Below are 19,637 nucleotides of genomic sequence, written 5' to 3'. Positions count from 1 at the left end.
TCAAAAATCACCACAAAAAAGTCATTTTAAGGTAAAGAAAAAGACCATCACTCATATAAACAATGATCTTAAATCGACAACTTTAATTTAAGGCATTCACTTTAAAAAACTAAAATCATTGTTTATTGAATAAAACAAAATCAATTAAAAAAATAAGCAAAAATTTTATACAGCTTTAACAGCATCAGCAATATGATTAGCCCATGTTTCCGCTAACGTTTGCAACTCCGCTTCAACCATCACTCGAATCAACGGTTCAGTACCTGATTTACGCAGTAAAATACGTCCTTTAGGTGTATCACTACCCACCAATAAAGCTTTTTCAGCTTCAAGAACCGCTGTTTTCACTAGATCACTTTCTAAAGGTTGATTATCACCCGCAAAGCGCACGTTAATTAAGATTTGCGGCATCATCGGCATATCAACAAGTAATTGTTCAAGTGTTTTTTCACTTTGCTTGATAACGGCCAAGACTTGCAATGCGGCAACAATAGCATCACCAGTGGTCACTAAATGACGGCAAATAACGTGCCCAGAGTTTTCTCCACCTAACCACCATTGACGTTGTAATAACTGCTCCATCACGTAGCGATCGCCAACGCCAGCGCGTACAAACGGAATGCCTAGTTTAGCAAGAGCCACTTCAAGCCCCATATTTGACATCAAGGTACCTACTACGCCACCTTTAAGTTGCCCATTAATGAGTGCTTGTTTTGCTAAGATATAAAGCAACTGATCACCATCAGCAATATTACCTTGGCTATCAACCATCATGATCCGATCACTATCACCATCAAGCGCTATACCCAAATCAGCATTGTTTTCAAGTACCGTTTTTTGTAATAAACCAAGTGATGTTGCCCCACATTTATCGTTGATATTAAAACCATCAGGTTTGTTCCCGATAGCAATAACCTCAGCACCGAGTTCATCAAAAACAGAGGGTGCAATGTGGTATGCAGCACCATTCGCGCAATCAACAACTAATTTAAGTCCAGATAATGATAATGCAGAAGGGAATGTGCCTTTACAGAACTCAATATAACGATCCGCAGCACCTTGCATTCTCGATGCTTTCCCTAACAATTCAGAACTGACACAGCCCATTGGCTTATCTAGTTCCGCTTCAATCGCTAATTCAATCTCATCTGACAATTTCTCACCTGACGCTGAAAAGAATTTGATCCCATTATCGTAATAGGGATTATGTGATGCACTGATCACTACGCCAGCTTCCGCGCGGAATGTCTTAGTTAAATAAGCCACTGCAGGTGTTGGCAACGGGCCCGTTAATACCGCGCTAATGCCCGCAGCAGATAAACCAGCTTCTAAAGCAGACTCAAGCATATAGCCAGAAATACGCGTATCCTTACCTATAATCACTTTCTTTGTGCCAAGACGAGATAATACTCTTCCCGCAGCCCAGCCAAGCTTCAACGCAAAATCAGGAGTAATTGGGTACTCTCCTACCTTGCCACGGACACCATCAGTGCCAAAATATTTTCTAGTCATTGTTATAATCCATTATTCGGTTTAATAGTAAGTTGGTTTAAATACATTAGATACAAAAAGTCAGCAGTCTTTAATCAGATCCAAATAAATCTCGCGTATAAACTTTGTCAGCCACATCATCTAACTCATCACTCATGCGGTTAGAGACAATCACATCTGCGATATTTTTAAATTCAGCTAAATCTTTATAAACCGTAGAATTGAAAAAGGCATCTTCCTCAAAAACAGGCTCATAAATAACTACCTCAATACCTTTAGCTTTAATGCGTTTCATGATCCCTTGAATTGAAGATGCACGGAAATTATCAGATCCAGATTTCATGATCAGCCTATAAATACCCACTACTTTAGGGTTTTTAGCGATAATCGAATCTGCAACAAAATCTTTACGGGTGGTATTGGCGTCAACGATCGCGCCGATCAAATTATTGGGGACGGCAGCAAAGTTAGCACGCAGCTGTTTAGTATCTTTTGGTAAACAATATCCACCATAACCAAAGGAAGGGTTATTATAGTGATTGCCAATACGCGGATCTAAACTTACCCCCTCAATAATCTGACGTGAGTTTAATCCATGCGATTCCGCATAAGTATCCAGTTCATTGAAATAAGCCACACGTAAAGCAAGGTAGGTATTAGAAAAAAGTTTTACTGCTTCAGCTTCGGTTGAGTCAGTAAATAACACATCGATATTTTCTTTTATCGCGCCTTGTACTAATAAACTTGCAAATACTTTAGCACGCTCACTTTGTTCACCGACTATGATACGAGAAGGATATAAATTATCATATAAAGCGCGCCCTTCACGTAAAAACTCAGGAGAGAATAGTATATTATTACACCCCATTGTTTGCTTAATGCCTTGCGTGTAACCCACAGGAACCGTCGACTTAATAATCATGATAGCGTCAGGGTTAATGCTCATCACATCTTTAATCACTGCTTCTACTGAAGAAGTATTAAAATAGTTAGTAGCAACATCGTAATCGGTTGGCGTAGCAATGATAACAAATTCAGCATTTTCATAAGCCGCTTGCTTATCCAGTGTCGCAGTAAAGTTAAGAGGTTTATTTTGTAAAAAATCTTCTATCTCAACATCAGCAATGGGCGACTGCTTATTGTTCAACAAGGCGATTTTTTCCGCAACAATATCAACGGCAATCACTTCGTTGTGTTGTGCTAAAAGCATTGCATTTGAAAGACCTACATAACCGGTACCGGCGATGGCAATTTTCATATTTTAATAATTCCTACAAAAAAGACATTCATAAAATGAATGTCTTAAAACAGATATAAATGCCTATTTAGGCATAAACTAGCTAGCCTATAAATATTAGCGATGAATGAAAGTGAAATTGCTAAGTAGCATAAGACGATAAAAAATATTGTGCTGATTATCTCAACAAAAATGTCAATTTAAGGTTTATTGTAAAATTTTTTATAGCAAAATACTAATTTATTGGCTACAAACGCAAAAATAATAAGGCCAATCATCAAAAGGATAATCCTAAACCATGGAAGACAGAAACCAAACTATCAGGTGAAGGCGTGAATACAAAATAAACACAAGCTACGCAAAAAATTATAAAAAAGACTTTTTAATAAACAACAATCAACACCATTTTAAGGTGGATTTTGATCGAATTAAATGACCAGTCTTTTTGTCACATCAACTATGGCTACTTTTTATTACCAAATAATAAAATTACTAAGCATTAGTGTTGAAAATTCAATATTTAACTCTTGATTTATTGCCTTTAAACTACTCGCGACCATTAGAAATGTTAACTAAGTAGTGTATCGGTTATGCCAGGGCTCTATGACTAATTATTTATTTATAAGTAGGCTCTTAAATACAAGCTTAAAACTAAAAAAAGGAAAATCTATTTATAATAAATTCCCCTTTTTTATTTATCCATATAACGGTGTATCTACAAATTAACCAGACGTAATTAAACTAGGTAAGTATGTCGCTACGCTTGGTATTAAAACAACAATGACTAAAACTAATAATTGAATTAAAACAAATGGCATTACCCCCTTATACATATGGCTATATGTCATGCTTTTGGGTGCGATAGATTTCAAATAGAAAATAGATGGTGCCATTGGAGGAGTCAAATAAGATGTCTGAATAACAACCATAAACATAACAGCAAACCAAACTGGATCAACTCCTGCTGTTTTTACCAGTGGTGTAAAGATTGGTACAAAAATCAATACAACTGAAATCCAGTCCAACACAAAACCTGCAACAAAAACCACTGCCATTAATAGAAAGATTAAACCATAAGGGCTCATATCTAATTCATTAACCCATTCTGTAATCATCCACCCTCCACCAGATACTGCAAAAATACTTGTAAACATAGTTCCTCCCATAACAATTAGCATTATCATGGCAGTGATTTTTATCGTATTTTTGAGAGCATTAATAAATTTTTCTAGTGTTAGCTCTCGAAAAGCTAAAGATAATAATGCAGCACCTGCAGCTCCCACAGCAGCAGCTTCAGTTGGAGAAGCTATGCCTAACAATAACGATCCAAGTACCGCTGCGATTAATAACATTGGTGGGATAATTGCAGATAGAGTAACTTGCATTTTCTCTTTAAGAGGCACGGCGTTTGATTCAGTTGATGCTGGACCTAGCTTTTTATTTACACGACAAATTATCAATATATATAAAATAAACAAAACAACCATTATAAGCCCAGGCAATAAACTAGCAGCAAATAATTGACCTATTGATAGCTGGGCCATCGATGCATAAACGACCACAACAATGGATGGGGGAATAATTGTACCAAGAGAACCTCCAGCACATACCGTTCCAGCCATTAAACCTTGATCATATTTATATTTTGCCATTGCAGGTAGTGCCATCATACCGACAACAATTTCAACAGCACCAACAACTCCCGAAGCAGCAGCAAAAATAGCACACATGCTTATAGTAGCAACGGCTAAACCACCAGGATATTTCCCCATCCATAATTGCAGAGCCTTAAATAAACGAAGCGCTAATCCAGTTTGCTCTAACAATGCCCCCATGAGAATAAATAATGGGATAGCTGAAAGTGTAAAATTAGAAGCAGTATGCAATATCGAGCCATAAAGTTGTAAAAATAAACTATCTCCAAATATTAACAAACCGAATCCACAGGAAATTATGATCAACGATAAAGCAACTGGTATACCAGCAAAAACAAAGATGAAAAGTGTAATGAACATCAAGATAGGGATTAGCTCAATCATGCGATGAAACTCCTGTATCTGTAGTATGGCCGGGAACCTTAGTACCGAGTAAAAACTTTATAGCTTCAATATAAAGCTGAAAAGTACAAGCAATTAAACCAATAGCCAATACTGCATAAAAAGGCCATACCAGGGGAGCCCAAGGGCTAACACTTTCTAATTCACCAGTAACAAATGCTATATAAGCTTTTTTTGTTGCAACCCAAGAGAATGCTGCAAAAAAGGGACCAGCAATAAACGCATAAACAATCGCATTGAGTTTTTGTTGAAAACGGATAGGAAGTTGACTAGAAAGAAAATCTATTCGCACATGCGCTTCATGATTAAGAGAATAAGCGCCAGCGAGTAGAAAGATGCTACCATTAAGCATGTAGGAAATATCGAAAGCCCACAGAGTGGGGGCTTCAAAAGCATAACGAGCAACGACTTCATAGAGCATTGAACAAACTAATAAACAGGTTAATACCATCGCAGTTCGGCCGAGCCATACAGAAACCAAGTTAGAAAATTTGAGTATATTATTCATGTTATTAGCCTCATAAGAGCGCCGAGAGGCGCTCATTTTTTGATGGTATTATTTATCACGTACAAAGATACTTGAGTTGCGACTCCAAGCTTTCTGGTAAGATAAGTATTGTTCAAGAATTGATGCCATTTTTTTGTTGCCGTTACCTGTTTGTTCTTTTGATCGTTCTTCCATCCATTTATGTCCATAACTACGAATTTCAGAAATCACAGATTCATCTAGCGAGATAATTTCACTGCCAAAATTACGGTAAGTATCCATGGCTTTAATGTCTGCATTAGCAAAATGTAAAAAAGCCTCCATAGTAGTAAGGCGAGCAGCAGACTCCAGTTTAGTTTGCAACTCCTTTGATAAGCCATCCCAAACCTTGGTCTTTATTACAATCTCCCACAGGAAAGTTGGTTGATGAATACCAGGCACTATAATGTAAGGTGCAACTTCATGAAAACCCTCTGATAAATTTGATCCTGGTGTTGCCCATTCCACCGCATCAACCCCTTTACGTTGCAATAAAGTATATGTTTCACCAGGTGGAACGACCGTTGGTACACCTTTTAGATACTCTTTAAGGACACCAGCCCACGCACCGGAAGTGCGGTATTTTAAATTAGCAAAATCTTCAATTTTTCGAATTGGTTTATTGGCATGAGCAAGAACTTCGGAGGTTCCAACACCAATAATCAAGCTATGTAGTCCCATTTTTTCTTTACGGTAATCTTGTAACATTTTAACCCCGCCATCTTCATACAGCCAAGCCAGCATTGTTTCTGGGGACATGCCTCCAGGAAAACCTGCAAAAATAGCATTTGTAGGATCTTGGTTAACAAGGTAACTAGGCGTTGAATGCCCTGCTTCCACAATGCCATCTTGAACTGCTTCGTAAACCTTGAATGCAGGGACAACAACACCTGCACCGAAAGGTCTTATTTTTATTTGGCTGTCTGTTAACTCATCCACATGACTAGCAAAACGTTTAAGAAAGTTATTGTAAAAGAAAGATCCCTCAGGCACTGAAGATGGGACTTTCCAAGTGATTTCAGCGGCACTCGCTAAAGGAGAAAGAAGGGCTCCTCCTAAAATTGCAGAAGCAACTAATGTTTTTAAAATTTCCATTTTTATCTCCATAGAATTGCAAAGTTATTAATAAATATTTAGGAGTAAACACATTTTACAACGCACCCCTTAAATACAATATATTGTATACAATATACAATAGCAAAATAAAAGGATACATTTAAGCATTAACATGATGGGGATCACTTAACGATACTTATTACTATTACTATTACTATTATTATTATTTTTATTAATCTCGAAAATTCTATCTGCTCAAAACCTAACTCATATTTTTGATAGTTTACCGAACATCAAAAAGACTAAACTTGATTGATTATTTTTAGTCATTATATTAACTATCTTATTGATATAAAAATGGAAATTTCAAATAAGTAAACTCGTCATTAAAAGTCATCTCAAAAGATAAAGCAGCAGGTAGCGGCCGATAAAATATTATCGCCTTCTAGGTCCTAGACGGTAGGATCGATAATGCTTATCGTTAATTGGGTTTGTCTACATCTTCGGCTCATACCCTATATAGTAGTAAGCCGCGTTCAAGAGAAAACTATTTTGACTCGGGTCTAAAACACTTAAAAGGATCTAAAATAGATAAACTTTAAGATATTGGACAATTACATCAGTTGTGCCACCTAATTGCATCAGAATTACCAGTCATTATCATCTAATACTGTCACCTAATAACATTTACTGCGACCACTGAATAACATTAGGTTTGCCACTAATAAATATGATCACTTTGTGCACTTAGTTGACATAACGAGTTGAAAAAATTAATGTCTTCTCTGAGCCAACAGTGAACTTAATAGGATTCCATTTTGCAAGATTTTCCGTACTTACAAAAAGTTTATTTAAAGCCAGATAAGTGCCCAGACTTTACATGTTACCCATTTAATACCTTATCAATGAAGGGATTTAACTCTCTTGAATTCATTAAACCTGTGACATTTATTATTGGTGAAAATGGTAGTGGTAAGTCTACATTAATTGAAGCAATAGCAACCGCATTTGGTTTTAATCCTGAAGGTGGAACTAAAAATTTCAATTTTGGTACGCGCGAATCACATTCGAAACTTTTTGAATTTTTAAGGTTGAGCAAATCGTACAAAACACCTAAGGACGGATTCTTCCTAAGAGCTGAGAGTTTCTTTAACTTAGCAACTAATATTGAAGATCTTGATAAAGAACCGAGTATGGGACCTAAAGTTATTGAGTCATATGGTGGTAAGTCATTACATGAACAATCTCATGGGGAATCGTTTATTTCACTTATTGTTAATAGGTTTTCAGGTAATGGACTGTACATACTAGATGAGCCAGAGGCCGCACTATCACCAACTCGTCAGTTGACATTATTAGCGAGAATGAATCAATTATGTAAATCTAACTCTCAATTTATTATAGCGACTCACTCTCCAATAATATTGGCATATCCTGATGCACAAATTTATCAAGTTACTAACAATGGATTGGAACTAACAAATTATGAAGATACAGAACATTATGCTATTACAAAATCTTTTTTGTTAAACCCTGAACGTATGTTGAATGAGCTTTTTAAAGATTAATGAATGTCTCCAAATGGTAAAAATCTGTCCTTATGAAACGGCTTTTTAATACATAAAAAAGGTCAGGTTTGTGGCATAGTTAAATGTAATTGATTGGCTTAGGTAAATGCAATTAAGTGGCACTGCTGTTAAATATTTTCCAGTAAATTTTCGTTTATCATCGTGACCAAGTATCAGTCAAAGAATAGCTTGATTAATAAACCCTCAAACTAAAAATAAGACATTTTTCAACAATATTCAGATCCAATTATTGATCAAAATTAGTACTTAAGAAGCCCCAATAAAAAATCCTAGCATTTAATAAACTAGGATTTTTTACAAAGCACAGGATAATTAAACCAATAATTGGGATCTTGAATAATTCGACATTAGCAAATTAAAGATTATTTAAATTGATATTTTATAAATGCACCTAACTGAATTTACTAATTTTCAAGTAATTTCAAAAGATCATCATGTAGATCTTTAGGAATTGACACGGTATTGTTTTTAATATTCCGTTCCCTTGCAGCATAGCGTCTTTGTGAAGGCAGGCGAGCTCCCTGAGCTACAATATCAGCAAATAGACGTTCAGCTCTTTCATCATTTACAATTACATTTCCTCCACTTAACAAGTTAGGGTCTAAAGCAATTAAGATCTCTCCATGAAACGGAGCTTCTGGTATGCCCTTTGCAAAAGCCATGCTTTCTTTACTAGTAAGATCGTCTATTAAAGGACCTGCTAATAACTCAATCATGATAGATAGCGCGGAACCTTTATATCCACCAAATGTCAACATAGCACCATCAATCGCCTCTTCAGCATCAATCGTTGGGTTTCCATTTTTGTCTATTGCGACACCATCAGGTAATGATCTTCCAGCTCGTCGATATAACTCGATCTCTCCTCTAGAAAACTGGCTAGTTGCAAAATCAAAGGTAAATGGATGCTTGCCATTACGAGGCCAACTAAATGCCAATGGGTTAGTTCCTAATAAGCCCTTAGTACCTCCAGCGGGTGCCACCCAGGCATGACTAGGCACCATAGCAATAGCAACCAATCCAGCTTCAGACAATTTTTCCACCTCGGGCCATAATGCTGAAAAATGATAGCAACGATTAATTGCTAATGCAGCGATACCATTTTTTTTTGTTTTATCTATAAGTAAAGGAAGAGCGGCGTGCAAGGCGAGTAGCGAAATACCGTGGTTTGCATTCACCTTAACAATAGAAGAGCTGACATCGCTGATGGTTGGTATCGCGTCACCTTTCACACGCCCTGATTTAATACTTTCCACACACATAAGTAGTCGATAAAGGCCATGCGAGTGGCAATCGTCTCGTTGACATGTATAGATAATATCCGCAATAGCTCTGGCGTGATCTTGATTAAAACCATTGTGTCTTAATATCTGTTCACTGAGTTGGCGAATATTAGTCAAGCTTAAACTAACATTATCACTCATATTTCCTCCAAGTTTATAGGGGTCACTTTAAATCATCGAACTTAGTATGTAGAGTTGGTCTAAGGCTTAAGCACTAGGGTCTCAAGCCATACTCCAAAAAGTTAATATATTAGATTAGCTTTTAACGGCATTCAGCAATAACTCCACCTTGTTTGACCCATTGAGCAAACCATTGTTTAAATAACTTATACTGTTTTTCACAATATCCGCGCTGCTCAGCATTTAGTTTATCTGATTCATTAAAATGGAGGTCATATTCTTTTTCTCCATTCAATACTAAGAGGTATTTAAAAAATAGAACAAGTTCAGGACCTTCATCAAAACTAGCTAAGACTGCAATCGCCTCTTCAAGTTCTTGTGCTCGAATACGAGCTTCTATATGCCCTTCTGCTGCCAACATAGACAACCGAGTAAGTAAAAGAACCTCTTTTGGAAGCGCAGTTCCTATTCCAGTAATTGAACCTGTAGCACCACAATTTACGAAACCATGAAAAACCCTTGTGTCAACACCCACCATCAATAAAACTTCTTCATCTTTAGAAGTAATATTTTCAGCTGCATAACGCATAGCTTCTTTAGTACCAAACTCTTTAAAACCAATCAGATTTTTGTGTTCTTCTCGAAGAGAGAAAAATAAATCAGCTTTAGTTTCAAAGCCATATACAGGACTATTATAAATGATAGCTGGTATTGATGGAGCCGCAGATAAAATCGCTTTAAAGTGATTTTTTTGTGCCGTGATGACTGAACCTCGGGATAGAACACGAGGGATCACCATTAACCCTGCAGCTCCGACTTTCTCAGCATGAGCAGCATGGGCTACAGCTGATTTGGTATTGATAGCTCCAGTTCCCACCATAACTGGTACACCAGCATCAACAAGACGCTCAACACCTTCCATACGCTCAGCGTCAGTCAATAAAGGCCAATCCCCCATAGAACCACAATAAACAACAGCAGACATTCCAGCCGATATCATTTCCAGGCCTTTCTTTACCAGAGCATCAAAATCAGGTTTTCGATCTTCTTTACAAGGGGTCATAAGAGCAGGTATTACGCCATAAAAAATATCTTTCTTCATTTTTTAATCCTTTGTTAATGAGTTTATTATTTAAATTTTTAAAATAATTTAAGTTTCAGCAAAGCTCAAAATAGTCTCAATCTTTTACTTAAATAATTAGGACTTAAGCTATCTATTTCTAATGACTAATACCAAATAGCTACTTTGCAATTCGCATTTAGAATATTGTATATTGTATGCAATATTAAAGATACAAGATACTACTGTATGCGTCAATAGATACTCAAAATTTAGATTAAGGCTAATTTAATACCTTTAAGCATGCCTCGTTCATAAGTTCCACGTATGATCTAAGCACTTATTAGCTAGCGATGTGAGTTATTTGAAAGCCAACATTTAGTAAAAAATAAGACCAATAAAACACCTCGCAATAATTGACAGGTTATGTCATCCCCCTATAATCGCCCCTATTATTACGTGTTTGTTATTATGAAATTAATAATCTAGTAAACTTAAATGGGAAGCATGTTCAGCACTCGATTTCTGATGGGTTGAATAAATCATGCGCTGCCCCCGCAACTGTGAAGGTATGACTCGCTATTTATTTGAATAGCGATTATCACCCAGCCAGATACCAGCGTAATAACGTCACTGTCCATACTGCGGGTCGGCCGTTATGGAACGTAAAATCGCATTTATTAATAATAGATGGGCGTAATGGTGACGAGCCAAAGAAAGTTTTTGCTGCTCAGTGACTGTTATGTTGAATGATGATCTAAAACGGTATTGTTAAATATTATTGTTAGGTAATGCTGTTGTTATTAATAGTATTACCATGCTATCAATAAATTTTTTAATGCTCTTGCCCTATATCTCTTCTGCTATCACTGCGTGACCAACTTTCTCCATTACTAAACCCAAGGAAGAAACATGTTCACACTTCGCTATACTTCGATAGCTGTTATGACATTAAGTCTATGCAGTGCAAACTCATTGGCAGATGACGAAATAACATCATCACAAACTAGCCCACGTAAAAATATTTTAATTACCAAAGGGTTTAGTGCACCTAATGCAACCACGCAAAACTATAGTGGTGAGAATATTGTCAGCATCGTGCCTAGTGACAGTGATATTAATAAAACTTTAGATCAATTAATTGCGGAAAATACGCCAGGATTTGTTCATACCAATTCGGGAACCGCCAAACATAATGCCAGCAATTATCACCGTGGTCTTTCTGATAAATATACATTGTATTTATTAAATGGTGTGCCGTTTCCTACGTCAACCCTTGGCAGCCAAAACATTCCAGCTATTCCCATGGAATCTATTGCATTAATTGAAGTTATTCGCGGTGCACAAGCTTCTTTGTACGGTTCAAGCTCCTTAACCGGTGTGATAAATATCATCACTAAAACAGGTGAAATGGCAGATGCGCAACTTAATATCAGTGCTGGATCTAACAATACTCAGCGAGTTGGTGGTGCTTATGCTAATAATTGGAATAATTTTCAATTCATGACCTCTTTCGATAGAGATCAGTCAGATGGGTACGATTTTATTGAAGATTCAGATGATGACTTTGGTTATGACAGTTACTCGATGAATAGTTATGCAGCTTATGTTACTGAGAAAAATCGCTTCTCAATCGCTATCAATAATGCAATCTCTGACTTAGAAATCTATGAGTCATACCCCACAGTAGGTAAAGCTAAAACATCACAAGATACATTACAAATTACCGGTAAGTATATTCAACAATATACACAAAACCTATCATCTGAATTTACGCTATCAACAGCAGAGGTAGATTTAAAGGCCGGCCATCCGAGTGCAAGCAATGTTGATCATTATTCAACACGAGAAAACTTATTCCAACTGCATTTAAAAGGCGAATGGCAAGATTTAACAGTTAATTTTGGAGGTGAGTTCATCCAGTCCACGTACAAATCAAATGAGAATGGTAATGACCGTGATCAAGGTGCAGTTTACTTGGCATTCAGCCACTATCTGGTAGATTATTTGAGTATTTCAGGCGGTATTCGTCATGATCATTATTCTGATTTTGGTGATGCCCTAACCTACTCTGCAGGATTTTCATTATTTGAAATAGCCAGTATCAACTACAAAACGTCTTTCACAGCACCTTCTTATAATGACTTATATTGGCCAAGCAGCGGCAATCCAGATTTAGAGTCAGAAGAAGGTCAAATTTTAGAACTTTCATTAACACATGATTTCGATACTCAGCATGCTTACATTCCATTAAAGCTTAATTTCTATACAGGTTCATTAGATAATAAAATTCAATGGGCTCCTATTTCAGTAGGATCTTGGGATTGGTCTCCATTTAACATCGGTGAAGTTAAAGTAAAAGGTGTGGAGCTTTATGCGCAGTATAATGCCACTGCCTATGCCTTTGATATTACAGCAGCTTACTCTGAAAGTATTGACCAAGACACTAATGATCAATTAAACAACGTACCAAAATGGTCTGGCTCTTCAAGCTTTGAATATTATGTCACCAACAAGCTTAAACCTAAATTGACCTACACCTACGTAGGTAAACGCACTACATCCTCTGACGAGTTAAAAGAAGTTCATCTGCTCAGCTTAGCAATGACCTATCAATTAAATCAGTATATTAATCTTGGTGTAAATGTAAATAATATTACTGACAATGATAAGCAACTCCATAATGGGTATAATGCGGAAGGCAGAACCGTGCAATTTACGATAGGTGCACAACTGTGATCCGACGGTCAATTAATTAACAATCATTTAATGCTCAGCGACTCAGTAATGAATGGTTGAGAATAACCGCCTAAATTAAGGAGATAAAAATGAACAACAAAAAACTCGTTATTTTTATTCTCCTTATCATTGTATTGGCAGTATTTACTAATATAAAGCAGGGTCAATTATTTGCGTTATTAAATCCCACACAAACTAATTTTACCACTCACGTGGAAGGTGATCGCTTTCCGCTAATATTACATGACCCAAGTGGTATTCAATATACACTAGCAGCGCCGCCTCAACGTTTAATATCAACCACTCTTGCAACCGATCATATTCTCTCAGATTTAGTTCATCAGCAGCGTTTAGTCGGGGTAAGCAGTTACGTAGATTACCCTAGCTTATCCAATATTGTAGACTTTTATGATCCGAGTATTATACGCGCTCAAACTGAAATAGAGTCCATTTTGTCAAGACAACCAGACTTAGTGTTCGTTGCGTCCTATAGCAACCCAGAAACAGTACGCTATTTATTAAGGACAGATATCGCGGTTGTGCGCCTCAGTGAATTTAATACGTTTAACGATATCATTAATAATATTGAGCTAGTTGCAGCAGTCACCGATAGCCAATCACAAGCAAACTCGATCATCAAAGACTTACGTGCTCGGCTAAGCTTCATCAAACAGCAAGTCAGCACGCTGCAAAAACCACGCGTGCTATATTATGATTTAAATGGTTATAGCGTAGGTGGAAACGCTTTAATGGATGAAGCTATCAATATTTCAGGCGGGATAAACGTCGCACAAGGGCAAATACCCGATGGCGAACATAAAATCAGTGAAGAGTTAGCCATCTCACTGCAGCCCGATGTGATCATTATGAATGATTGGGTATTTAATCAATCGCAAGGACAAGCAAGTCCCGCAGATATTCTAATCAACAAAAAAGCCTGGGCAAATGTACCCGCCGTCCTAAACAAACAAGTCTATGCAGTACCTGGCACCTGGCTACGTAGTGTTTCACAACATAGAATCAAAGGCGTAGAAGCCATTGCTTCTATTCTCCATCCCAATATTAGCCAATATGATGAGAACAATCATGCTCAATAGCCCCCTCACTAAACAGCTCTTTATCGGATTATTAGCGGCTTTATTTTTAGTTTTAGCGCTACTGGCTATATTGCAAGGCCCTGTTGATCTGAAGATCAACACGGTGATCGAAATACTCAATGCACAGCTCGCTAATAATTTACCCGAACACATTATGAAGTGGCAACAAAGCATCATTGTTGACGTTCGCTTACCACGCGTTATCATTGCAATGTTTGCCGGCGCCAGCTTAGCCCTATGCGGATTAATAATGCAGGGAATGTTTCGTAATCCACTCGCTTCCCCTTCTGTATTAGGCGTATCATCAGGTGCTTCATTAGGTGCGGTGATTGCCATCTACTTCGGATTTTCTTTATTTTCTGCATGGGCAATTCCACTGTTTGCATTTATCGGAGCCGGTATATCATTAAGTATTGTCTACCGTATCGCATCTAACCAAGGGCAAACGAATATCGCCACCTTATTGCTTGCCGGGGTTGCTATCAGCGCATTAAATGTCGCCGCCATCTCTTTATTATTAGGGTTATCACTGAGTAACTGGGATGTCGCGCGTATGATTATCTATTGGACCATGGGCGGATTAGACGGCAGAACATGGGATCATGTTTTTATCATCCTGCCAATCATCTGTAGTGGTTTCATATTATTACTGTTTTACAATAAATCTCTGGACCTACTATTACTTGGAGAACAACACGCTTTATCCGTTGGTGTCGATGTTAAGCGTACTCGTCGTAATTTATTGATCATTAGTACTGCAATGGTAGGCGCTTCTGTTTCTGTGGTGGGAGGGATCGGTTTCATTGGTTTAGTGGTGCCACATATATTACGCTTGATACTCGGGCCGTCACATCGATACTTATTACCCGCCTGTTTATTCGGTGGTGCAATCACCTTGATCAGTGCAGATTTATTCTTATCACTGTTTTTTAAAGGATCTGCAATTCCATTAGGGGTGATAACTGCCGGTCTTGGCGCGCCGTTTTTCTTATTTCTGCTCATTAAACAACGTGTGGAGATAAACTAATGACTCAGCAAAAATCCCCCGTATTAGCGCAAACAACCAAACAGACGCCTGTATTACCTCAAGGAGCAAAACCAGTACTCTTATCAACCCAAGATCTATGTTTTGCCTATGATAACAACACACAACTTTCAAACATCAACATAAGCTGTTATTCGGGCGAATTTATTGGCTTAATTGGCGCTAATGGAGCAGGGAAAAGCACACTTCTTAAACTATTACTTGGTTTACTGTCGGCAAATAAAGGTAGTGTTGAAGTTAACGGACAAACACTCAAAAAGCTAAAGCGACGAGAAATAGCCAAGCAAATTGCATTTGTGCCACAATCCATTGATCTGCCCTTTGCATTTACTGTTGAAGAAATTGTGATGATGGGCAGAAATCCTTATTTAGGGCCTTTTCAGCTTGCAACAAACAATGACCAAAGCATTGTAAAAGAAGTACTAAGTATTACAGATACAGTGCATCTACAAGATCGTAAAGTGAACCAGCTATCAGGTGGTGAAAAACAACGCGTCATTATTGCCCGTGCTTTGGCGCAACAATGTGAATGTATCTTGTTGGATGAGCCTATCGCAAGTTTAGATATCTGCCATCAGTTTGAAACCCTAGACTTGATCCAGTCATTAACCCTGCAGGGTAAACTAGCAATCACAGCCATCCATGATCTCAACTTAGCCGCACGTTATTGCTCACGCTTAATTTTATTGGGTAAAGATCAACAAGATGATATTTGCATCGTCGCCGATGGTTCACCAGCCCACGTGCTGAGCCAAAAAAACTTAAAGGATTGCTTCAATATTAAAGCCGATATCATTCCTCAAAAGCAATCAATACAATTACACAACATAGCGCCTATTGCACGAAAGTGACTACTTTACCCTAAAGCTAGTTCTTCTAAAATGCTAAAATGAGAGTTTAAACAATTGATTTTTATAGGTAAAATATGTGCACTTGATCACAGCAACAACAATAACCATAAATTTAAAGAGCCTATTCAGTTTAAAACTCTGAATTCTTCTTTTTTTTAGTTTTTTATACTGAAAGTAAACTAAATACAATCATTAATAATTGCGAATATCATTTATGATGCATTTTCTCATACATGATCATTTTAGGATAAAAGATGAAAGTTTTAATATTAGGTTCTGGTGTAATAGGTGTAACGAGCGCTTGGTATTTAGCTAAGTCAGGCCATGATGTAACAGTGGTTGACAGGCAGTCAAGTGTTGCAAATGAAACAAGTTTTGCCAATGCAGGTCAAATATCTCCTGGATATTCAGCACCTTGGGCAGCGCCAGGCATTCCAGTTAAAGCAATGAAATGGTTGATGCAAGAACTTGCTCCACTAAAAATCAGTATTAAAGATCTCGATACCGAGACATTAAGTTGGATGACTAAAATGATCGCCAATTGCAATACTAAAGATTACCACATCAATAAATCTAGAATGATGAGAGTAGCCGAATACAGCCGCGACTGTTTACGTACACTGAGAAAAGAAATTGATATAGAATATGACCATCGTACAAAAGGCACATTACAAGTATTCCGTACCGCTAGCCAAGTAAAAAGCTCTAAAAAAGATATTGAAGTACTCGCTGAATGTGGCGTTGAACATAAAATACTGACAGCGGATGATTGCTTAGCCTACGAACCAGCACTTAAACATACTATCCACAAAATTGTTGGTGGTATTCAACTGCCTAATGATGAAACAGGTGATTGCCACAAATTTGTTACTGAATTAGCGAAAAAGTGTGAACAATTAGGTGTTAAGTTTGTCATGGATACTAAGATTGAAAAAATCAATAAACAAGGCGATCAAATCACCAGTGTTTCAACCAGTAAAGGTGAAATGACAGCAGATGCATATTTAATGGCTCTGGGGTCATACTCAACACATATGCTGGCAAATGTAGGTATAAGAGTGCCTGTTTATCCGATTAAAGGGTATTCATTGAGCCTGCCGATAGAAGATTACTCTGCAGCACCTGAATCAACTATCATGGATGAAACTTATAAAGTAGCGATCACACGTTTGGGTGAACGTATTCGTGTAGGTGGCACAGCTGAAATCACTTCTTATAACTTAGCATTATTAGAAAAGCGTCGTAAAAATATCGAGTTTTCTATAGCGGATTTATTTCCTCATGCCGGTGATTTACAAAAAGGCGAATTCTGGACGGGCTTAAGACCGATGACACCAGATGGCACACCAATTTTAGGTAAAACAAAGATTGATAACTTATTCTTGAACACAGGTCACGGCACTTTAGGCTGGACAATGTCAGTCGGTTCAGCGAAATTTGTGAGTGATGTTATCAATAGTCAAACGCCGGATATTGATAGTGAAGGTTTATCAGTAGATCGTTACGCACGTTAGGAGAAATCATGGCTAGATCAGCAACAGCAGTTATTAAATTAAGTGCGATTAAACAAAATTATTTATATGCAAAATCGCTTGCTGCTCCAGCTAAAGCGATTGCAACAATCAAAGCTAATGCATACGGACACGGCGCGATTGAAGTAGCCAATGCGTTAGCCGATGTTGCCGATGCATTTGGTGTCGCCTGTATTGAAGAAGCCAAAGAATTACGTGATGCAGGGATTAAAAAACCTATTTTATTGCTCGAAGGTTTCTTTACCGCTGATGAACTCAGCTACATCAGTGAAAATAACATCTGGTGCGCAATACATCATCAGTATCAGTTAGATGCCTTAAAACAAGCAACACTTAGCCAGCCGATTAACGCTTGGTTAAAAATGGACTCTGGTATGCATCGCTTAGGCTTTTTACCTGAAGAGTATGCAGATGCTTTTCAACAATTAGCAGCCATGAGTCAAGTGAATAATATTGTCCATATGAGTCACTTTTCATCGGCGGATGATTTAACGTCATCACTAACTGAGCAACAAACTAAATTATTTATAGAGACAATTGGTGATTTACCCGGAGAAGTCAGTATCGCTAATTCACCGGCAGTGTTGAGAAAAGCTATCCCCAACAGAAGCCAATGGGTACGTCCTGGTATTGTTATTTATGGCGCATCACCTATTGATGAAAGTAAGTTAGAAAAGCCATTAGCACCAGCAATGACTTTTCAAGCAAAAGTGATCTCGGAGCGTACCATCAGTAAAGACGAAAGCGTCGGTTATAACGCCCTGTGGACAGCGGATAAAACAACTAAAATAGGCACAGTGTCAATTGGTTATGCAGATGGTTACCCCAGACATGCTAAAACTGGAACGCCGGTATTAATCAATGGTAAACAAAGCCAAATATTAGGCCGAGTTTCTATGGATATGTTGATGGTAGACTTATCAATGTTTGAGCAAGAAAGCTGTATTGGGTTTGATGTCGAACTTTGGGGTGAGAACATTACCGTAAATCAAGTTGCAGAATGTGCAGATACCATCTCCTACACCTTATTTTGCGGTCTAACCCGTCGAGTCAGTAAGTCATATATCGATTAATAGTGGCCATTATTTAACTTCAATAGTTACTTAAAAGCGGCTATTTTTTAAGATTAATTATAACTTATCAACACCTATTTGATTACCATCATACGCCGTCAAATAGGTGTCATTAAAAACAAAACAACCGCTAACTCGTAAACTCCTCTATTCTCAAATTATTTTAAAAATTTGATTTACAAAGACTTAATTTATAGTTAATTAATATTTAACGTAGCAGCCCTTATCCAACAAACTTCAAATATCAATTCACAGCCTATTCGTCTAAAGCAAGTAAGCCGTCGATAAAACCAAATCCATGTTAATAATGATCAAACTGACTCGACGAGCGAAGGCGAGCTAAAAACCACACAAACTCACCACACTAAAGCATACGCTAGCATCCCCACGTAGAGATGTGGAACCATAATACGACAAAAAATAATGCCCACACTGCCACAATAAATTATTACTCAATGTATCTATAACATTGCCACTCTAAAGTTTTCCTAAGTCATCGATTCCTTGTAGCAAAAAAATAGGACGTTTGGCTTAAGTTCATTTAGCACATGAATGTGCAGTATGAACCAGTACCTTGTAAAAGGAGTTTATTGCTTGGATCTGAAAATACATTGGTGTCAGTCTCTTTGCCGCCTTTATCTTCTGATAAGAGAAAGACGTGTCGCCGACAAGGCGAAAACACTGTTAATAGAAGCCAAGCTGCCTCGACGAGCTAAAACCCAAAGCAAACTCATACAAAAAATAATACCCTAACTGCCGTAATAAAAAATCACTCAATGTGACTACAACATGCCCGCCGTAAAGTTTTCCCAAATCATCAATGGCTTTTAGCAAAGCCAAACAGGATGTTTGGATTAGGCTCGTTTGGCACATGGATGTGC

The 19,637-nt window shown here is 37.6% G+C and carries 14 protein-coding genes and 1 riboswitch; of the genes, 7 read left to right on the top strand and 7 right to left on the bottom strand.

Going from position 1 to position 19,637, the window contains the following annotated elements; genetic code table 11:
- Positions 1-165: 165 nt before the first annotated feature.
- The 5 genes from glmM to dctP all read right to left on the bottom strand — a co-directional run bounded on the left by glmM (position 166) and on the right by dctP (position 6,406).
- Positions 166-1,512: a phosphoglucosamine mutase gene (glmM, locus tag H5084_RS05300; protein WP_182689774.1), complete on the bottom strand. Its 1,347-nt coding sequence runs from the start codon at positions 1,510-1,512 to the stop codon at positions 166-168.
- 70 nt (positions 1,513-1,582) lie between these two features.
- Positions 1,583-2,749, bottom strand: a complete 1,167-nt coding sequence (locus tag H5084_RS05295; protein WP_182689773.1) for a nucleotide sugar dehydrogenase — start codon at positions 2,747-2,749, stop codon at positions 1,583-1,585.
- 701 nt (positions 2,750-3,450) lie between these two features.
- Positions 3,451-4,767: a TRAP transporter large permease subunit gene (locus H5084_RS05290; RefSeq protein ID WP_220485903.1), complete on the bottom strand. Its 1,317-nt coding sequence runs from the start codon at positions 4,765-4,767 to the stop codon at positions 3,451-3,453.
- Complete coding sequence (locus H5084_RS05285) at positions 4,760-5,293, bottom strand: TRAP transporter small permease subunit (RefSeq protein ID WP_182689772.1); 534 nt, start codon at positions 5,291-5,293, stop codon at positions 4,760-4,762. The genes H5084_RS05290 and H5084_RS05285 overlap by 8 nt, the downstream gene beginning before the upstream one ends.
- Before the next feature lie 48 nt (positions 5,294-5,341).
- On the bottom strand, positions 5,342-6,406 hold the full coding sequence (dctP, locus tag H5084_RS05280) for a TRAP transporter substrate-binding protein DctP (protein ID WP_182689771.1): 1,065 nt from the start codon (positions 6,404-6,406) through the stop codon (positions 5,342-5,344).
- Positions 6,407-7,185: 779 nt separating this feature from the next.
- Between dctP and H5084_RS05275 the strand changes: the two genes are divergently transcribed.
- On the top strand, positions 7,186-7,935 hold the full coding sequence (locus H5084_RS05275) for an AAA family ATPase (RefSeq protein ID WP_220485902.1): 750 nt from the start codon (positions 7,186-7,188) through the stop codon (positions 7,933-7,935).
- A gap of 425 nt (positions 7,936-8,360) precedes the next feature.
- On the opposite strand, the gene H5084_RS05270 is transcribed toward H5084_RS05275, so the two are convergent.
- Positions 8,361-9,380, bottom strand: a complete 1,020-nt coding sequence (locus H5084_RS05270) for an Ldh family oxidoreductase (RefSeq protein WP_182689770.1) — start codon at positions 9,378-9,380, stop codon at positions 8,361-8,363.
- 121 nt (positions 9,381-9,501) lie between these two features.
- Positions 9,502-10,461: a dihydrodipicolinate synthase family protein gene (locus H5084_RS05265; RefSeq protein ID WP_182689769.1), complete on the bottom strand. Its 960-nt coding sequence runs from the start codon at positions 10,459-10,461 to the stop codon at positions 9,502-9,504.
- Positions 10,462-10,859: 398 nt separating this feature from the next.
- Positions 10,860-11,059, top strand: a riboswitch (cobalamin riboswitch).
- A gap of 272 nt (positions 11,060-11,331) precedes the next feature.
- Here H5084_RS05265 and H5084_RS05260 point away from each other — a divergent pair.
- The 6 genes from H5084_RS05260 to alr all read left to right on the top strand — a co-directional run bounded on the left by H5084_RS05260 (position 11,332) and on the right by alr (position 18,756).
- Positions 11,332-13,158: a TonB-dependent siderophore receptor gene (locus H5084_RS05260; RefSeq protein WP_182689768.1), complete on the top strand. Its 1,827-nt coding sequence runs from the start codon at positions 11,332-11,334 to the stop codon at positions 13,156-13,158.
- Positions 13,159-13,247: 89 nt separating this feature from the next.
- Complete coding sequence (locus tag H5084_RS05255) at positions 13,248-14,255, top strand: ABC transporter substrate-binding protein (protein WP_182689767.1); 1,008 nt, start codon at positions 13,248-13,250, stop codon at positions 14,253-14,255.
- A complete protein-coding gene (locus H5084_RS05250) occupies positions 14,245-15,282 on the top strand; it encodes an iron ABC transporter permease (RefSeq protein WP_182689766.1) in 1,038 nt (345 codons plus the stop codon). Before H5084_RS05255 ends, H5084_RS05250 begins: the two co-directional genes overlap by 11 nt.
- Positions 15,282-16,151, top strand: coding sequence for an ABC transporter ATP-binding protein (locus tag H5084_RS05245; RefSeq protein WP_182689765.1), 870 nt, complete (start codon positions 15,282-15,284; stop codon positions 16,149-16,151). Before H5084_RS05250 ends, H5084_RS05245 begins: the two co-directional genes overlap by 1 nt.
- Positions 16,152-16,405: 254 nt before the next feature.
- The gene (locus H5084_RS05240) at positions 16,406-17,665 is read left to right on the top strand and encodes a D-amino acid dehydrogenase (RefSeq protein WP_182689764.1); all 1,260 of its coding nucleotides are present in this window, start codon (positions 16,406-16,408) and stop codon (positions 17,663-17,665) included.
- 8 nt (positions 17,666-17,673) lie between these two features.
- The gene (alr, locus tag H5084_RS05235) at positions 17,674-18,756 is read left to right on the top strand and encodes an alanine racemase (protein ID WP_028868318.1); all 1,083 of its coding nucleotides are present in this window, start codon (positions 17,674-17,676) and stop codon (positions 18,754-18,756) included.
- Positions 18,757-19,637: the final 881 nt, after the last annotated feature.

Origin of the sequence: Psychromonas sp. SR45-3 (assembly GCF_014163575.1) — a bacterium.
Taxonomy (GTDB): domain Bacteria; phylum Pseudomonadota; class Gammaproteobacteria; order Enterobacterales; family Psychromonadaceae; genus Psychromonas; species Psychromonas arctica.
This window is presented reverse-complemented; position numbering and strand designations above follow the sequence as displayed.